The sequence below is a fragment of the Streptodolium elevatio genome (genome assembly GCF_053592165.1).
Genome location: NZ_JBSFVE010000043.1, coordinates 14,409 through 32,564, shown reverse-complemented (window position 1 = coordinate 32,564; position 18,156 = coordinate 14,409). Strand labels below are relative to the sequence as shown.

The following is an 18,156-nucleotide window of genomic DNA, read 5'->3' as shown; positions in this document are numbered from 1 at the left end:
CCCATCACGCCCACGACATGACACGAGGACGGAACCGTTCCATCACCCACGAACGGGCGACATCACATCACCAGAAACGGGACTTAACGCCCTCTGAGAACGTCCTTGTCGGGGGATAGCGCTGCGCTCGGGGTGGTCGGCCAGCTGCGGGAGCGGCCGCACTGGAACTCGTTGCACCGCTACGCCTTCACGCGCCCGGTGCACCGTCAAGCCCCACCCGACCCCATGGTTCATACAGCGACTTGGCCGGCCCGGCCCCTCCGAATCCGAGCGTCGATAGGCACAATGGCTCGCCAATAGACGCTACGTCCAGCAAAGTCTGCGGCCTCACCGCAGGTCAGAGGCCTGTGGGCCAGGAGTGCCGCAAGCGAACCTTGATGATTTTGCGCATGCCATACACAATCACCTCTGCTCGATCACGACTTCGCCTGCCGCCCGCGGAAAGCGGGGGCTGGTGAGCCGTCCGCACGCCTACGCCAGGACGGCCAGGACGGCCAGGACGGCCAGGACACCGACGATGATCGCGAGGATGATGCATGCAGGGTGTGAGCAGAACGAGGGCGCTGGTGACTGCGGGGTGCGCGGTGGCTGTCGCTGCGGCGTTCGGAGGCGGATTCTGGGCCGGCTCAGACGACGGTGACGGGGGGACTGCCGGCGGGCCCCCCGCACCGACTGCGCCGTCGGCTCCGCGCCACGTCACGGCGGCTCCGGCCTCGCTGGTCCCGGCTCCGCCGAAGACCGAGGTACCCAAGCACGACCCGGAACTGGGGACCCGCCCGGGGATCGACCCGATGACGGAGATCCCAGCAGGGGTGCGTGTGTTGACCAAGAGTGGGCAACGGCCCGACTGGTCGCCCGACGGCACGACCATCGCCTATATCGAAGCCGAGGGCACGGCGCTCGGGCAGATATGGACGGTCGATGTCGCATCGGGCGCCACCACGCAGATCACCGAGAAGTTCGGCGGCCCGGGCTATTCGCGGGCCTACTACCTCAGCAACGGCGACCTGCTGCTGTGCGGGCCGACCTCGCCGCCTGCGGCGGGGGCGCAAGAGGCGGGCCGGTTCACCGGCGTGATGTCCGTGCTGCGCGCACCGTTCGACAAGCCACCGCAGTCGCTCGGACTTCCCTGCTGGGAGGGCATGGCTCCCTCTCGGACGTCACTCCAGATCGCCTGGAACCGATCGACCGCCGACTTCACCAAGCCCGCCGAAGCTCCCGGATGGGTGTCCGAGATCTGGGTCGGCGAACTGCGCTACGAAGGCGACCGCGTCATGGTCGCCGACGCCCGCAAGGTCGCCGGCCGCGAGTTGTTCGACTCGATCGTCGTGCTGGAGGCGCAGGCCTTCCGCCCACCGTCGGACAACGAGCTGATCCTGTCGGTCTACGGCTCCGACATCGACGTGATGGCTTTGGACCTCACCTCAGGACAACTGCGCAACCTCACCAACAGCACGGCCTACGAGGAAGCCGAAGGTGTCACCCCGACCGGCGACGCTGTCTACGTCGAACGCGAACTCACATTCAACGGGCAGGAGGCCGGGGCCCTCGACATCTGGAAGTTCAGCCTCGCCGACTCCAGCTGGGAGCGCGTCACGTTCTTCAACCGCTACGCGCCCTACTACGCCTCCAACCCCAGCGTCTCACCCGACGGCCGCCAACTGGCGTACCAGCTCTCCTACAACGGCGAGATCGAAGGCCAAGGCAAGGGCATCCTGCTGCAGCCCACCCAGCCCGCCTAGTTCCCGCGCCTTGCCACGCCGACGGGCACCACGAGGCCTCTCATCGCACCACGCGTGCGATGAGAGCCCTCGGCATCCAGGGCCTTGCGCCATTGGACGCCCCACGTTCCGCCGTCACCGTCACCGGCAAATTGTTGCTCCCCCGCCGAGAACAGGTCGCGGCAGGACGGTGCACCCTGACCCCGTGGCACTCGAGTAGGAGAGTCGATGAGAACGAACACCCTCGGTGGAACCCTTCTGCGCGTATCTGAGATCGGCATCGGCACCAGCCCTCTGGGAGGAAACCCCGCCGCCTACGGATTCGACACGTCGCGAGCTGCCGCCGCTGCGGTCGTCGGGGAGGTGCTTCAGAGTCCGATCAAGTTTCTCGACACATCGAACGAGTACTCGGGTGGCGAGTCCGAGCGTCGAATAGGCGAAGGTCTGCGGAAGCACGGCGGCAAGCCGGCCGATTTCCTTGTCGCGACCAAGGTGGACCCTCGGCCGGGTGAGGATCACTTCAGCGGAGACCGGGTCCGCGCGTCCCTGTACGAGAGCTCCCAGCGCCTGGGGATCGACCACTTCCCCCTCGTGTACCTCCACGACCCGGAGAGGTTTCCATTCGCGCACATTACCGCCCCGGGCGGCGCGCTTGACACACTCATTGCTCTCAAGGCCGAAGGACGAATCGGCCACATCGGTATCGCAGCGGGCCGCCCCGACGAGATCATGCGCTATCTCGACACGGGAGTATTCGAAGTCCTCCTCCACCACAACATGTACAACCTCCTGCTGCAGTCGAGCGACCGCCTCATCGAACGGGCGCAATGTGACGGGATCGCGTTCGTCAACGCCGCACCCTTCGCCAGCGGCATCCTGGCGAAGGCAGCATCGGAGGGCGCCCGCTTCTTCTACGGCATCCCGACCGACCAGATCCGGGCCAAAGTCGCGCGACTGCGATCCGTCTGCGACCGACACGAAGTCGAACTCGCCGCAGTCGCCCTGCAGTTCTCCACACGTGACAGGCGAATCGCGTCGACCGTGGTGGGAGTTTCCAAGCCAGGGCGCGTAGGGGAACTCCTCCGCCTGAGTGGCGTCCGTGTCCCGCCGGCGCTGTGGACGGACCTGGCAGACGCCATGGAGAGGCCGCAAGTGGCCGATCTCGGCCGAATCGCACGACGCTGAGACGACAGGCGACGACTGCCACCTGGGGAGGCAGGGCACGCCCTGGTGGTGCGCGCCGCCGGACAACACGTGAACCAGCGGACCGCCGCTGCACAGGTCCGGGAAACGGAGCAACGCTATGTCGAGTGAGCCGCATGACCGCAGCCGCCGACCCGAGTACTTCCGGCGCTTGCTACCCGGCCAGTCTTGCGTCGTGTACCTCGGATACCGCGATGGGCGACCTGCGCAGGAGATCTTCCGCACGGACGAACTGCTCGTCGAAGCACCGAACTGGAACGGCGCGACGTCGGAGCTCATTCTCAATGCCGACGGCCATTTCTACCGTCTCCCGGTTTCAGGCGGCCATGGACTCTCTCGCATAGACGTGCCGGGACTCCCCGCCGTCAACAACGACCACGTGCTCGCCACCGACTTCTCCTACCTGCTCACCTCGACGGTTGACGGCCAGGTGTACCAAGCGCCGCTGAACGGTACCTCGGCCACGAGACTCAGCCCGGATCGCACAGAGGAAGACGCACTGGTCCTGCGCTACCTGCACGGCGTGAGCCCCGATGGAAGAACCATTGCCTACACGGGTATCCGCTATGGCCGGCGCCCTTCTCCCGAGACGCTCGAAAGCCCCGGGCCACTCGATATCTTCACCATGCCGCGAGACGGCGGAGAGCACAGGCAACTCACCTTCGGCCCCGGCAACAGCGACGGCTCCGAGTTCAGTCCGGATGGCGAGATCTACTTCAACACAGAGATGTTCACGAACCGTTCCGGCCACGCGCAGATCGCACGCATGAGGGCTGACGGCGGGAATGTCGAGCGGTTGACGTTCGACGACGCCGTGAACTGGTTTCCGCACGTGTCTCCCGCCGGTGACGCGGCGGTCTACCTTGCCTACCTACCAGGCACCCTCGGACATCCCGCCAACGAATGGGTCGAAATCAAAATCGTGGAGGGGGATTGGCGTTCGCCGAGACTGGTCTCACGGTTCTTCGGCGGGCAGGGGTCGATGAACGTGAACAGCTGGTCCCCCGACTCGCAGAGATTCGCCTACGTGGCCTACCCGATCGAGGGCCAAGTCGACGCCTGACCGGTTCCACCAGCTCAGTCCGCTGCGGGTGCCCCAGGCCAGGGCGACCGTGTCGCCGGCACTCATGCCGGGCCGGCCCGGTAGGCGCACGGCGACCCGCACCTCGGCGCGGGTCATGTCTACCCGGAAGACTCCGGGCAGCGGCCTGAACAGGACGTCATCCGTAGCAGGTTCAGCGCGGGGGGCGAGGAGATCGCAACCGACAGCCGGACGAAGAGCCGTGGCCGAGCGCTTAGGTTGGTCACGGCATGCCGAAGAATGTCGAAGTCCGTTCGGCAGCAACCTCGTTCGTGGGTCGCCCATGCGCAAGCGCCCTCACCCTTCGGGCTCTCATCACACGGATCGTGCGATGAGAGCCCGAAGGGGTGCCTGTCGACGCCGCAGAGCCCGGGAGCTACTGGGGGCCAGCTGGACTGCAGAGGGGAGACCGACACGGCTCCTGCACCCGTCGAGCTCAACTCGGCGTCGTGAGTGCCCGGTTGAGCGGGTCCTGTGTGAGGCTGCTCGCCGCCTGAACCTGGGCGCGGGCTCTCCGGGAGTTCTGCTTGTTCAGCTACTTGGTGGCGGAGTCGAGCTGGTAGATCAGGCCGCGGGCATGGCAGCCGTAGACGGTTCCCCGCCGACGAGTGTTCGTACGCCTGCCCTTGTCGACTTCAGAGCGTCTGGGGAGTCGCGAAGGCGTGGATGGCCAGCGCGGTCCAGGTAGCGAAATAGGCTGGCTTCGGGAAGTAGTGTTCGTCGAACATCAGCGGCTTGGCGCCGGGGAGCCAGGTGAAGGCGTGGGCGTCGGTGAAGCCCCAGAAGCTGATGTCGGAGACTCCGGCGGCGAGCGCCTCGGAGACGATGTCTCCGTAAATCTTCGCCTGGACCTTGTTCGACTGTCCCGGGCCGGCGGTCTCGTCAGTGACATGCACATCGAGCTCGGTGACGGCGACTTCGAGCCCGAGAGCCTGGTAGGACTTGATGATGCTGGTCAGGGCACCCGGCGGGGGGCCGACTATGGTGGCGTGTGACTCCAGGCCCACACCGTGGATGGGCACACCACGGGCGACCAGATCGGCCACGAGGTCGTAGAGCTCCTGAGCCTTCGCGGGGTAGTACTCCACGAGGGATTCGTTGAGGTACAACTTGGCGCTGGGGTCGGCGTTGTGCGCCATCTGGAACACCTCGGCAAGGTAGTCAGGGCCGAGCTTGTTGTACCAGAAGTTGTGCTCGAGCCCCGTGCCGCCGAAGATGGAGAGGACCTCGGTGGCGACGTCCCACCGGTCCATCTTTCCGTGGTACCGGTCCATGAGGGTGTTGAAGTGGTTGAAGGTCGCGGCGCGCACGAACTGCGGGCTGTTGGTGGGCTCGGTCAGCCAGGCCGGATTGACTCCGCCGGAGATGAGGCCGTGCCCCTTCACCGCGATGTCGTGGTCCTCGGCGAAGTCGACGAGGCGGTCGAGCGGCGCGAAGTTGAAGACGCCTTGCTGTGGTTCGCTGAAACTGAACTTGAGCTCGTTCTCAGGGGAGAGACTGTTGAACTGCGTCGCGAGAGTGGCTGCGAACCGCGGGTCGTCGAGGTAGGCGGGGTTGATCGCCCCGGACCCGACGAGAACCCCGGCCTTGTCTGCTACCCCCCGCAGGGTGAGAACCGAGGCCTTGGCCGACCCCGAAGTGAACAGACTCGCGAAAAGCGCGAGCACCATGGTGACCGCGAACGGGCCGACGCGCCGGAACCGACGACGGTGGGGGGCCCGAGATCGAGCGCAACTACCGCCGGACGTCGACGGCACCGCGCGTGGACTCGCCCCTCGGGCGGCCAATCGGTGGTGTTCCAATGGATGCCTCCTCGCTGTTCGGTGGCCTCAAAATGGGCACACGGAGTTCAAGTTGGCTGATCTTGTAGCGATGAACGGCGGCCGGCTATGGGGCCAGAGGTGCGATCTAGCGGCGGTTCGCGGTGCGCTGACCTGAAGGTTCGCGGAATTGCGGAGCCGGTCACACTGACATCACGGAGGCACCCGCTGCGGCAGCCGCAGCCGTAGCCCCTGGCGTGCCGCACCATCAATCGATGGGCGGAGCACGCTCGTCCGTTTGAGCCGAGCCGACCGTACAAGCAATTTTGCGTAATAGCTACACCTAATCGGAAGCCGTTGGCCTCAACTGCGACATCAACGCCTCCTGGGCCGTGTGGTGCGTGCCGAATTGCGACGACGCCAGAGGCCGTTCACGACGGCGGACTCGCGATTGGCCAACGCCGCGTATGCACAACCCAGTTCGGCCTGAGTGCAGGCTGCGTAGCACCCCCTGTTGCGGAAATCGCGCAAGCATCCGCAGCGGACCGGCCGTGATGTCCGCTTCCGACGCCGGCGCGGTCAGCGCCGCGATCGTCCGGCAGCGCTGGCTCCACCTGCCGGTCGAGCAGTACCCCGGCGCGCAAACGCCACTGCCGCACCGCATCGGTGAGGGCACTGGAGAGGGTGGCCAGGCAGTTGTGAAACGGGGATCTGCCGCGTCCGGCATTCAGTCGCTGGGACAGGAACCAGTGGTCGATCGGCGCCCGAAGTCATCAAGGCGGATGCTTGTCCTGGTCGAATACTCGGCCACTGGGTTTGACCTGCGCGTTCGCCTGATCGGATGATCACCGTTCGTGGCTGTTCGTCTGTTGTACCGGCTTGTCGTCCAGGTGTTCTCCTGGCTCGCACTGTTCGCGCGGTCGGCCGCGTCGAAGGACGCGGAGATACTCGCACTGCGGCAGGAGGTCGCGGTGCTGCGCCGGGTGAACCCGAAGCCGCGGCTGTCGTGGCCGGACCGGGCGGTGTTGTCCGCGCTGGCCCGGATGCTGCCCCAGCCGCTGTGGGCGCACCGGATCGTCACCCCGGGGACGTTGCTGCGGTGGCGCGGCGTCTACTCGCCGCACGCTGGCGGCAGCCTCGACCGCCGGGCCGGCCACCGATTCCCGACGACGTGGTCGCATTGATCGTGCGGTTCGCGACCGAGAACCGGACCTGAGGCGCCGTGCGGATCCAGGGCGAACTTCGACGCTTGGGCCACCGGTTGGCTGCGTCCACCATCCGTCGGATCCTGCGGGCGCGCAGGATCCCGCCGCCCGGCCGACGCGACGACACCTGGCGCACGTTCCTGCGCGCCCAGGCCGGATCGCTGCTCGCCGCCGACTTCTCCCACGTCGACACCGTCACGCTGAAGGGGCTGTACGCGGCCTTCGTCATCGAACCGGGTACCCGGCGGGTGCGGCTGCCGGGGATCACCGCACACCCGACCGGGGCATGGGCCGTCCAGGTCGCCCGCGAACTCGCCGCCGACCTCGACGACGCCGGGCACCGGTTTGCGTACCTGATCCGGGACCGGGACGCGAAGTTCACCGCCGCGTTCGACGCCGTCTTCGCGTCGATCGGCATCGAAGTCGTGCCCACCGCACCGCAGGCGCCGCGCATGAACGCTTTCGCGGAACGCTGGACCGCCTCCGTCCGCCGCGAGTGCACCGACCGGCTCCTCATCAACGGCGAACACCGCCTCCGCACAATCCTCGACGCGTACGTCGAGCACTACAACACCGGACGCAGCCACCAAGCCGACGGACTTGCCATGCGTGCCCCGGACGACGACCCGAACGTGCTCGCCCTCCCCACACGGCCCGACCAGATCCACCGCAGACCAGTCCTCGGAGGCCTACTCAACGAGTATCAGTCAGCCGCATAAAACAGCAGGTCAAGCCCAGTAGCCGCATTTTCGACCAGGACAGGCTTGAACGTCACAAGCATTTCATGTATTTGTTACGCGAAAGAGCGATTCGATTCCCGTACGCGAGCTGACGCGCTCCGCCGTCGACCCGCGTTCGGATGCACCCGTCGTTTGTACCGTCATGAATCGATTCATGTTCTCTGCTCTACAGGCACCCGGAGGAACTCGGATGACGGACGCGCAGGTGGACGCCGTAGAGCGGTGGGCGCTCGAGTACCTGGACCGGCTGTCCGAGGGCGGGCGTCGCGGAGTCCTGTTGGGTGGGAGCATCGCGCGCGGACAGCAGTGGGCGCACTCGGACCTCGAAGCCGGCCTGCTGACAGAAGAACACGACCGGCCCCTGGCCTACTTCAACGTGGACTCCGGCCGCGGTGTGGAGATCATCCAACTCTCGTCGAGCGACCTCGCACAGCAGGTCGAGCAGGTCGAGGCGGGCGACCTTGATCCGGTCGCAACATGGCCGATCCAGCTGTACCGGGCCAGAGTGGTGCACGACTCCGCCTCCGGGCTCCTGGCCCGGTTCACCGCCGCCTTCGACCGGCATCTGTTCGCACCGGAGGTCGTACGGCTCAAGATCGACGAGCATGTGGTCAGCGCCGCGGACGCCTTGTCCCGCGCCCGCGATCTCCTGGCCGACGGCAAGCCCCGGGCGGCGTGCTGCGAGGCACGCTTGGCGATGAACGAGTCGATTCTCGTCCTGCATTGGCGGCTGGGCGAGTTGCCGCGCAGCCAGAACCGCACCGACTCCCGCCTGCGCGACGTGACGGCACGTCACGACCGCGGCGACTTCTACCGGCTCTACCGGGACACGTTCGGCCTTGACGACGCCGACACCGTTATCGCCCATGACTGGCCGACCGTACGCGACGACGTGCTCGCTCTCGCCGGACACTGGGCCGCGAGCGAGTTCTTCGAGCATGCAGTCGACAGCACGTTCAGCTGGGGCGAGAACGGCGGGATCCTCACCGTCTACCGGCTGTACGTCCCGCTGTTCGGCCGTCCCGGTGGCGGTGTGTTCGACCTTGTCGACGACGCGGACTGGACGACGAAGAATCTTCCGCTGCTGCGCTTCCTCGGACTTGCACACCTCGACGCGGCCGCGGTCGCCGGCCTTGTGGAGCGGATCGCCGCATTCCTGGACGAGCGCTGATCCCAAGCCTTCCGAGCCTTTCGAGCACGGCCCCGCAATCCTGGTGCCCACAGGACTTGCGGCCGCAGGAACAGCTCCACGAGAGGATCCCAATGTCCTTATCAGGCACGTTCCGGATGTCGGCACGGCAGCGGCTCGGAGGCTGCGTCTGTGCGCTGGCCACAGCGTTGACCGCATCAGCTGTGTCCGCACCACCCGCGGCCGCGCATGGCCGTCAGACCCAGCTGCTGGTCAATGACGAGCGGGGTACTGGCACGGTCGGGGACGGTGCGCTGTCCTTGGCCGAAGCCATCAGGCTCGCACAAGGCACACTGCGGGCCGACGAGTTGGGGCCGGTCGAACGCACACAGGTACGCGGCGGCCCTCCCGGGGCGCGGAACGCCGACCTCATTGTGGTCGCGCTGCCGCCACGCGCACGGATCACGATCGACACGCCGCTGCCTGTGCTGACGCGCATGGACGGTGACACGATCGACGGCCGCGGAGTCGAGCTGCGGCCCGACGCGACCGCCGCGCCCGCCGCCGCGCAGGCGCTGAGAGCAGCCAGTTCGAACCTCGGCGTCACAGATCTTGGGATCGTCGGGTTCGTCAACGGCATCGAGGTCGCCCCTGACGGCGACCGGCCCATCCGGAACGTCAAGGTCACCGGCAACCGATTCCAGGTCACCGGCAACGCAATGGCCGTGCTCGGGGCAACGGGCACAGGCGACGCGGGCACGATCCGCGATGTCACGCTGTCGGGGAATCACGTCGCGGCCAACCCCGACGGCACCAACGCAATCGCCGTACGTGTCCTGGGCAGTCAGGGCGGTCTCACCAAGGGAACCGTGCGAGGAGTCCGAATCTCCGGCAACACCATCGGTGAGGGCTGGGGCTACGGCATCTACCTCACCGGCATCCAGTCAGCCGGTCAGGACTCCCTGGCCGGGGGCCGTCTGGACGACGTGACCGTCTCCGGTAACACGATCCGACGCACGGCTTACGACGCCATCTCGGTGTACGGAGGGCTGGCGTTCCTGACCGAGATCGCCGGGGGCAAGACATCCGACATCCGGATCATCGGCAACAACCTGACGACCGGGTCGAGTTCAGCCGTCAACCTGCAAGCGGCGTACACCTTCGCAGGCGGTTCGGCCGGCGGCATCACCCTCACGGACGTGAGCGTCCGCGGCAACACCATCACCGCCAGCGACCGTCCCGACCGCTGCGGCGGGGCCGGAATCAAGGTTCAAGGCACGCTTTCCGAGGCGAACGGCGGGGTTCTGAACCCCTCCCCCGGCACAATCTCCGGGAACCGCACCTCCGACGTCGCGGTCACCGACAATGCCATCTCAGGATGCCCTCGCGGCATTCTCGTCGCCGGTACCGACCACCCGTGGCCGACGACGGGAGCCATCAGCGACAACAGCGTGCGAAACGTCGACGTGCGGCAAAACCGCCTCGCCGGCAACGACGTCGGCCTTGTCGTCGCGGGCGGACTGATGTTCGCCTATGCCGGGCTCCCGTCGGGGGACGCCGCCATCCACGACAACCACGTCAACCGTGTAACGGTCAGTCTCAACACGTTCTCGGGCAACGGCCGCGACCTCTGGATCATCGGCGGTGGTGCCCGCGACGCCGCCGACGGCCACAAGGTCTTCGCGAACACCGTCTCCGTCGTCGACATCCGGAACAACGCGTCGTCCCAGAACCTCTGCGTCCTTGACGAGAACTACATCGAGCGCAGCACCGTCCAGGTCTCCGCCAACTCGATCAGCGCGGTGAACTGCTCGAAGCAGTAGCGTCACGGAGCTTCCGCCCGCGTAGCGGCGTGCTCGGTCAGTCGGTCGGTCAGGTGTTGCGGCGGTCGGCCAGGCGCGCGGCGGCGGCGTTCCACCGGGAGGCGTCCTGGGGCTCGGTGAGGCGCACCGTTTCCCGAACCGACCGGTGAGCGTGCGCGGCACACTGCACTGGGACATCCTCGGCCCGTACGGCGGCGTCCTCGACGGCCTGCGCGCAGCCGGCCGCTCCGGTGTCCCGTTCGCCGGCGTCGGCATCGACTCGTGGGCCGTCGACTTCGGCCTCCTCGACGAGTCCGGCACACTTCGAGGTAGGACCCGCCGACCCGCCCGAGCACGATGCGCCCGCTGGACGCGCCGAGGTCGACGGCGGCGAAGGTGGCGGACGGTTCGCGGGCTGGCATGGCGGCTACCTCGGGGCGTATGACGGGTCGATTCGGTGCGTACCGCACAAGTGCGGTGCGGTGCCGTCCCCGGGGACCCTCACCCCGGGGGCGGCGCCGTGTGCGCGGTCGGCGCTGGTGCGACTCAGCGCAGGAAGGCCGCGGCGACTCCCGCGTCCACTGGGACATGCAGCCCGGTGGTGTGGGAGAGTTCGCCCCCGGTCAGGGCGAAGACGGCGTTGGCGACGTGCTCGGGGAGGACTTCGCGCTTGAGGATGGTGCGTTGGGCGTAGAACTCGCCGAGCTTGTCCTCTTCTACGCCGTAGACCGCCGCGCGCTGGGCGCCCCAGCCGCCGACGAAGATTCCGGAGCCGCGTACGACGCCGTCGGGGTTGACGCCGTTGACGCGGATGCCGTGTTCGCCCAGCTCGGCGGCCAGCAGGCGGACCTGGTGGGCCTGGTCGGCCTTGGTGGCGCTGTAGGCGATGTTGTTCGGTCCGGCGAACACCGCGTTCTTCGAGGCGATGTAGACGATGTCGCCGCCCATCTGCTGCGCGAGCATCATGCGGGCGGCCTCGCGGGAGACCAGGAACGAGCCGCGCGCCATGATGTCGTGCTGGAGGTCCCAGTCGCGGGCCGAAGTCTCCAACAGCGGCTTGGAGATGGAGATCCCGGCGTTGTTGACGATCAGGTCCACCCCGCTGAACGCCAGCGCGGCAGCCGCGAACGCGGCGGTGATCTGCGCTTCGTCGGTGACGTCGACGGTCACGGCGACGGCCTTGTCGGGGCCGCCGAGCGCTTCGGCGACCGCGGCCGCGTTGTCGGCGTTCAGGTCCGCGACCACGACGCAGGCGCCTTCAGCGGCCAGGCGTTCGGCGATGGCCTTGCCGATGCCCGATCCGGCGACCATCTCGTCCTCGCGCTCCACACCCGGGTATACGCCGGTCAGCGCGCGCAGCGGTCCAGGCGCAGGACCGCGAGACCGGCCTCGGTGAGCGTGCCCAGGTCGCCGCCTGAGCCCTTGACCCACATCAGTTCTACGTCGTCACCGGTGACCGGGTCGCGGTCGGTGCCCTTCGCGGACGTGTTGCCGCCCGCGCATAGTTGGTGGTGCGCGGGTCGGCACCGAGCGCGTGCGAGCGGGCGAGAAGTTGCCCGATCTCGGGCGGGGTGGCGGACATCGGTGGGACTCCCAAGGTTGTGGTGCGGTGATAAGGACGGCGAGGACGGTCAGGCGCCCCAGCCGGCCTGGTTGCCGCCGACGCGCTCGGCGCGGATCTTCTCGCCGTAGCCGGACGCTGCATATGCGGCCATGGGGTCCGGGTCGAGGCCGAGTTCGGTGCGCAGGTCGGCGAGCAGCGGGCGTACGTCGGTGTTGTACGCGTCCATCAGCACCGCGTTCGCGCCCAACACGTCACCTGCCGCCTGCTCGGCGGCCAGTGCGTCCGCGTCGACGAGCAGCGCCTTGGCCGTCGCCTCCTGGACGTTCATCACCGAACGGATCTGCCCGGGGATCTTCGGCTCGATGTTGTGGCACTGGTCGAGCATGAACGCGACCTCGGCCGCGTCGTCCAACCCGCCGCCGCGCACCACCTCGTGCATGATGCGGAACAGCTGGAACGGGTCCGCCGCCCCCACCATCAGGTCGTCGTCCGCGTAGAACCGGGAGTTGAAGTCGAACGCCCCCAACTTCCCCTCGCGCAGCAGGAACGCCACGATGAACTCGATGTTCGTGCCCGGCGCGTGGTGCCCGGTGTCGACCACGACCTTCGCCCGCTCGCCGAGCTTGAGGCAATGCGCGTACGCCGTCCCCCAGTCCGGCACATCCGTCGTGTAGAACGCCGGCTCGAAGAACTTGTACTCCAGGATCATCCGCTGGTCGCCGGTCAGCCGGGCGTGGACCTCGGCCAGTGCCTCGGCCAGCCGGTCCTGCCGCGCCCGGATGTCGTCCTGCCCGGGGTAGTTGGTGCCGTCCGAGAACCACAGCTTCAGGTCGCGCGAGCCCGTGGCGTCCATGATCTCGACGCATTCGAGCAAGTGGTCGGTCGCCTTCCGGCGGACGCGCGGGTCCGGGTTGGTCACCGAGCCGAGCATGTAGTCGTCGTCCTGGAAGACATTGGAGTTGATCGCTCCGATGCGCAGGCCGAGCGACTCCGCTTGCTTGGCAAGCGACGCGTAGTCCTCGACCTTGTCCCACGGGATGTGCAGCGACACCGACGGCGCAACCCCCGTGTACGCGTGCACCTGCGCCGCGTCCGCCACCTTCTCGAACGGGTCCCGCGGAACCCCCTCCTGCGCGAACACCTTGAACCGCGTTCCCGAGTTTCCGTACGCCCACGACGGTGTCTCGATGCGCTGGCTCCGCAGCGCGGCCATTGCGGCGGCGGACGCAGTTGTCATGTACGGCTCCTTGCACACCTGAAACGTTTCAAATTTGCGTATCGCATACGTTATTGCGGGCGGGCCGCACTGTCAACGCTTGGGGATCGCCCTGCCGGAATTCATTCGCGGGACGTCCGCGCCCGCGCCACCCTTGCGGGATCTTCAAGGTTGTCGGCCCCTACGATGAGCCCATGCCGCGATCGACGCGAAAGACAACAGGCGCCACGCCCGTAGCAGGCAAGGTGGGCATCAAGGACGTCGCGCGGCACGCCGGCGTGTCGGTCGGCACGGTCTCCAACGTCATCAACAACCCGGAGATGGTGTCCGACGAGACGCGCCTGCGAGTACGGGCCGTCATAGACCGGCTCGGCTACATCCGCAGCGAATCCGCCCGTCAACTGCGAGCGGGCCGCAGCCGCTTGGTCGCCATGCTGGTCCTGGACCTCGCAAACCCCTTCTTCGCCGATGTCGCCAAAGGCGCCGAGCGCGCCTTGCGTGGCGCGGACCTGGGCGTCATGGTCTGCAACAGCGCCGGCAGCACGGCCGAAGAGGCCGAATACCTGGCGCTGTTCGCCGAGCAACGCGTCCGCGGCGTGCTGGTCACACCTGCCGACAGCAGCGGCCGCACCGCCAACACCCTGCGCTCGCAAGGCATCCCGTTCGTCCTCGTCGACCGCGCCCTGCCCGCCGACGAAGGCTGCTCGGTCTCCGTGGACGACGTTCTCGGCGGCACCCTGGCCGTACGCCACTTGCTCACCGCGGGGCACCGCAGCGTGACCTATGTCGGCGGCCCCGCACACCTCTCCCAGGTACGCGACCGACACGCCGGCGCCCTGGCGGCCATGCGCGAGGCCGGACTGCCCGACAGCGCCCTCGGCAGCGTCGAGAGTGCACGCTCGGACGTGGCCTCCGGCCGGGACGCGGGGGCGCGGCTCCTCGGCCTCGCGCCGCGGCCGACGGCGGTGTTCTGCGCGAACGACCTGCTCGCCCTCGGCGTACTCCAGTCGTTGTTCGCGGCGGGAGTCAGGGTCCCCGAGGACTTCGCCCTCGTCGGTTACGACGACATCGAGTTCGCGGAGGCCGCGGCGGTGCCGCTCACGTCCGTCCGCCAGCCGGCCGCGCGCATGGGCCGCACCGCCGCGGAACTCCTGCTCGAGGAGACTCGCTCCGACGACAACGTGGAGCACACGCACCGGCGCATCGTGCTTCAACCAGAGCTCGTCGTTCGCGAGTCCAGTCGGCTGCCCCCACGCGCTCTGGTGCACTGACCACGCGTTCTCGTCGAATCAGCCCGCGACCCGCGACTGTCCGGACGCCGTGCCGCTCTCGATGTACGGCCGCAGCTGATCCGCCCAGCAGCGGTAGCCCTCGCCGTTGAGGTGCAGGTGGTCGAGGGTGAAGCGAGGCCGCAAAGCCCCCTCCGGAGTGGCGAAGTGCGGCCACAGGTCGAGGTAGCGAACATTTGAGCTTTCGTCCGCAAGCGCCTGGTAGCACTTGTTGAGGGCCTTTACGCGGTCTCGATACGACAGCTTGCGCGGCAGGACGCTCTGCAGGTGGACCGGGACCCCGGGGGCGCGCTCCTCGATCTCGCGGAGTATCGCCAGCACGTTGGCTTCGATCTGTTCGAGCGGGATGCGCGCGGACAGGTCGTTGGTGCCGATCATGAGGAACACCGCCGCCGGGGCGTTCACCGCGGTCCCGATCCGGGCGAGCACGTCGCCACTGGTCTCGCCGCCGATGCCGCGGTTCACAACCGCGGCATGCGGGAACCACTCGTCCCACAAGCCGCCCTCCGTGATGCTGTCGCCCAGGAATACGACGCGTCCGGGCTGGAGTTCCAGGGCGGCGAACTGGGATCGACGGTGCCGCTGCTGGGCCCGGACGGTCCGCATCACGAGGTTGAAGATCGCCGTCGACAGGCGGTTCATCCCCGGCTTCGACCTGACTGACGGGCGGGGGCTCGTACCCAACGGAATCTCCTTCGTTGCGGGCAGGCCGGGCTGAATTTTCTTGGAACGTTTCATTGGGGGTCGGTGCAGCTGGGCAGGCCGGGCACATCGCCCGTTACCTCATCGACACAAAAGTCACCTTCAAGAAACCTAGCGTCATTCGGTTTTAACTTCTACTCTCGACACACTCTCGACCGCCCGCCTCAGCAGGACCGCGCTGCGCTCGATACATATGAATCGATTCATGCCAGTGAGGCCGCGCAGGTGCGCCCAACGGCTGTCCCGCACGAAAGGACACTCATGACCGTGACGTCCGAACCCACCGGTGCCCCGGGGCCGACCGCCGCCCTGCATACGGTGCCGCTGGAGGACAAGGTCAGGACCCTGACGGGTGCCGATGCGTGGTCGACGCACCCGTTGCCGGCGGTCGGCCTCAAGCCGTTGATCCTCTCGGATGGCCCGGTGGGCCCGCGCGGCCCCGCGTTCGGCGGCGGCGCAGACCAGCCGCCAAGCCTCCTGTTCCCGAGCCCCAGTTCCATGGCGGCCACCTGGGACAACGACGCCGTCTTTGAGGCGGGCTCCCTCATGGGCGCCAAGGCCGCCGAGATGGGGATCCACGTACTCCTCGCCCCGACCGTCAATCTGCATCGCTCACCGCTCGGCGGCCGGCACTTCGAGTGCTACTCCGAGGACCCGTTGCTGACCGCCCGCATCGCGGCTCGGCTCATCGAGGGCGTGCAATCCCATGGTGTGGCCGCCACGATCAAGCACTTCGTCGGCAACGACTCCGAGACCGACCGCATGTCGTACGACGCGCGCATCGACGAGAAGGCGCTTCGCGAGGTGTATCTGCTTCCCTTCGAAGTGGCCGTTCGCGAGGCGCGTGTCTGGGCGGTCATGGCCGCCTACAACGGGGTGAACGGTGCCCGCATGACGGAGAGCCGCCGTCTGCTGACCGAGGTCCTGAAGGACGAGTGGGGCTTCGACGGAGTCGTGGTCTCGGACTGGGAGGCGACCCGCAGCACGGCGGCGTCGGCACTGGCGGGCCTTGACCTGGTCATGCCGGGTCCGAACGGTCCATGGGGAGAGCAGCTGACCGCGGCCGTGCGGGACGGTTCGGTCCCTGAATCGGTTGTCGACGACAAGCTCGACCGCCTCGTGCGACTCGCCACCCGCACTGGTGCCCTCGAGGGCGCTACCGTGCCCGCTCCAAGGCCGGGCGGGCCCGCCGACGTCCTGGCTGAAGCGCGTGACCGCCTCAAGGCACTCGCCATACGCGGCAGCGTTCTCCTGCGCAACGACGGCGTCCTGCCCCTTGACACGCATGACTTGCACAAGGTCGCGCTCATCGGGCCGAACGCCGTGAAGTTCGCCGTCCAAGGTGGCGGCAGCGCCAACGTCAAGCCCGAGCACGAGACCACGCTCGGCGACGCGCTGTCCGCCGTGCTCGGACGCGAGGTCGAGGTAACCATGACCGCGGGTGCGTTCCCGCACCAGGTCTTGGGGATGCTGCCCCAGGATCGGGCCGTGGACCCTGTGTCCAACGACGCCGGCGTGTTCCTGTCCGTCGTCGATGCCGACGGCAAGTCCCTCGGCGACGAGCACAAGCCCGTGGAGCCGTTCCACTTCCCGATCCTCCTGCCGCCCGGCGCGGAGGAAGTCGTGCTCCGCACGCGCCTCACCCTCGACCGGTCCGGCGTGCACCGCCTGTCCGTCCTGGGCATAGGGCAATTCGCGGTCACCGTCGGAGGTCACACGGAGATCTTCGAACAGCTCATGGAGGAACCGGATTTCGCGCGCCTGCTCCTGCACACGCCGTCCACGGCAGTGCCGTTCGCGGCCGAAGCGGGCGAGGTGGAGGTGACCGTCCGCCTTCGGCCACAGGCCGGCCTGCCGCATCCCGTCGCACTGCTCGGCATCGGCTACGAGGCGCCCCGGCGCGACGACGACGCCGAACTCGCCGCGGCCGTCGAGGCGGCCCGCACAGCCGATGCCGTGGTGCTGGTGGTCGGCACCGGCGACGAGTTCGAACGCGAGAGCGTCGACCGCTCGACGCTCGCCCTGCCGGGACGCCAGGACGAGCTCGTCGACGCCGTCTGCGCGGCAAACCCCCGCACCGTTGTCGTGGTGAACGCCGGGGCACCTGTGCTGATGCCCTGGATCGACCGGCCGGCCGCCGTGTTGTGGGCCTGGTTCCCGGGGCAGGAAGGCGCCGAAGCCGTGGCCGACATCCTCACGGGGGCCGAGCCGGGGGGCCGCCTGCCCACCACCTTCCCCGCGGCCGAAACGGACAGCCCGGTCTTGGCGACCGAGCCGGTCGACGGCGCCATCGACTACGCCGAGGGGTCGCTGCTCGGCTACCGCGCCTACCCCAACCGTGGCACCCGCCCGCTGTTCCCCTTCGGGCACGGACTCTCCTACACGGAGTGGGCCTACCGCGACCTCCAGGTCACCCGTGGCGAGCTCGGCGTCGATGTGTCGTTCGAGGTCCAAAACTCCGGCGACCGTGCGGGGCGCGACGTGGCCCAGGTGTATCTGGAGTCGCCCGGCGAACCGCTGCGACTGGTCGGCTACGCCTGCGTCGACGCGGCAGCCGGGGTCTCCACCCGCGTCGCACTGGACGTCGACGATCGCACGCTCTCCCGCTGGTCGGATCACGGGTGGGCGATCACGCCGGGCCTGCACCGGATCCGCGTCGGGCGTTCCTCGGCCGACCTCCCCCTGACCGCAGAGCTCCGGCTCGGCTGAACCACCTGAACCACTTGGCCTCGGCGTCACGCCCT

Annotated in this window: 14 protein-coding genes and 2 pseudogenes; 11 read left to right on the top strand and 5 right to left on the bottom strand. The window is 67.9% G+C overall.

What is annotated here, in order from left to right:
* The first annotated feature begins 818 nt into the window (after window positions 1-818).
* The 3 genes from ACWD12_RS39495 (at window position 819) to ACWD12_RS39485 (ending at window position 3,987) form a co-directional block, all read left to right on the top strand.
* Entirely contained in the window at window positions 819-1,742 is a 924-nt protein-coding gene (locus ACWD12_RS39495) for a TolB family protein (protein WP_450103696.1), read from the top strand.
* Window positions 1,743-1,949: 207 nt separating this feature from the next.
* Window positions 1,950-2,906 (top strand): aldo/keto reductase, encoded by a 957-nt coding sequence (locus tag ACWD12_RS39490; RefSeq protein ID WP_450103695.1) that lies wholly within the window; start codon window positions 1,950-1,952, stop codon window positions 2,904-2,906.
* A gap of 193 nt (window positions 2,907-3,099) precedes the next feature.
* Window positions 3,100-3,987, top strand: a complete 888-nt coding sequence (locus tag ACWD12_RS39485) for a TolB family protein (RefSeq protein ID WP_450103694.1) — start codon at window positions 3,100-3,102, stop codon at window positions 3,985-3,987.
* A 653-nt stretch (window positions 3,988-4,640) separates the two neighbouring features.
* Here the strand turns inward: ACWD12_RS39485 and ACWD12_RS39480 are convergent.
* Window positions 4,641-5,675, bottom strand: coding sequence for an endo-1,4-beta-xylanase (locus ACWD12_RS39480; RefSeq protein WP_450103693.1), 1,035 nt, complete (start codon window positions 5,673-5,675; stop codon window positions 4,641-4,643).
* Window positions 5,676-6,319: 644 nt separating this feature from the next.
* On the opposite strand from ACWD12_RS39480, the gene ACWD12_RS39475 reads away from it, so the two are divergent.
* The 6 genes and pseudogenes from ACWD12_RS39475 to ACWD12_RS39450 all read left to right on the top strand — a co-directional run.
* A complete protein-coding gene (locus tag ACWD12_RS39475; protein WP_450103692.1) occupies window positions 6,320-6,610 on the top strand; it encodes a hypothetical protein in 291 nt (96 codons plus the stop codon).
* A gap of 9 nt (window positions 6,611-6,619) precedes the next feature.
* Window positions 6,620-6,949, top strand: coding sequence for an integrase (locus ACWD12_RS39470; protein ID WP_450103691.1), 330 nt, complete (start codon window positions 6,620-6,622; stop codon window positions 6,947-6,949).
* A gap of 77 nt (window positions 6,950-7,026) precedes the next feature.
* Window positions 7,027-7,689, top strand: coding sequence for an integrase core domain-containing protein (locus ACWD12_RS39465; RefSeq protein ID WP_450103690.1), 663 nt, complete (start codon window positions 7,027-7,029; stop codon window positions 7,687-7,689).
* Window positions 7,690-7,900: 211 nt separating this feature from the next.
* On the top strand, window positions 7,901-8,881 hold the full coding sequence (locus tag ACWD12_RS39460) for a hypothetical protein (RefSeq protein WP_450103689.1): 981 nt from the start codon (window positions 7,901-7,903) through the stop codon (window positions 8,879-8,881).
* Between the two features lie 278 nt (window positions 8,882-9,159).
* Window positions 9,160-10,662: a hypothetical protein gene (locus ACWD12_RS39455; protein WP_450103688.1), complete on the top strand. Its 1,503-nt coding sequence runs from the start codon at window positions 9,160-9,162 to the stop codon at window positions 10,660-10,662.
* A gap of 106 nt (window positions 10,663-10,768) precedes the next feature.
* Window positions 10,769-10,972: pseudogene (locus ACWD12_RS39450) on the top strand (rhamnulokinase); the annotation flags it as partial.
* 215 nt (window positions 10,973-11,187) lie between these two features.
* Here ACWD12_RS39450 and ACWD12_RS39445 read toward each other — a convergent pair.
* The 3 genes and pseudogenes from ACWD12_RS39445 to rhaI form a co-directional block, all read right to left on the bottom strand.
* Window positions 11,188-12,021, bottom strand: a pseudogene (locus ACWD12_RS39445) (SDR family oxidoreductase); the annotation flags it as partial.
* A 58-nt stretch (window positions 12,022-12,079) separates the two neighbouring features.
* A complete protein-coding gene (locus tag ACWD12_RS39440) occupies window positions 12,080-12,223 on the bottom strand; it encodes a hypothetical protein (protein ID WP_450103687.1) in 144 nt (47 codons plus the stop codon).
* Window positions 12,224-12,272: 49 nt separating this feature from the next.
* Window positions 12,273-13,442 (bottom strand): L-rhamnose isomerase, encoded by a 1,170-nt coding sequence (gene rhaI / locus ACWD12_RS39435; protein WP_450103686.1) that lies wholly within the window; start codon window positions 13,440-13,442, stop codon window positions 12,273-12,275.
* A 173-nt stretch (window positions 13,443-13,615) separates the two neighbouring features.
* Between rhaI and ACWD12_RS39430 the strand changes: the two genes are divergently transcribed.
* Window positions 13,616-14,692: a LacI family DNA-binding transcriptional regulator gene (locus ACWD12_RS39430; protein ID WP_450103685.1), complete on the top strand. Its 1,077-nt coding sequence runs from the start codon at window positions 13,616-13,618 to the stop codon at window positions 14,690-14,692.
* 18 nt (window positions 14,693-14,710) lie between these two features.
* Here the strand turns inward: ACWD12_RS39430 and ACWD12_RS39425 are convergent, their stop codons facing one another.
* Complete coding sequence (locus tag ACWD12_RS39425) at window positions 14,711-15,352, bottom strand: GDSL-type esterase/lipase family protein (protein WP_450103684.1); 642 nt, start codon at window positions 15,350-15,352, stop codon at window positions 14,711-14,713.
* 321 nt (window positions 15,353-15,673) lie between these two features.
* Here ACWD12_RS39425 and ACWD12_RS39420 point away from each other — a divergent pair, with 321 nt between their 5' ends.
* A complete protein-coding gene (locus ACWD12_RS39420; RefSeq protein WP_450103683.1) occupies window positions 15,674-18,121 on the top strand; it encodes a beta-glucosidase in 2,448 nt (815 codons plus the stop codon).
* Window positions 18,122-18,156 lie beyond the last annotated feature (35 nt).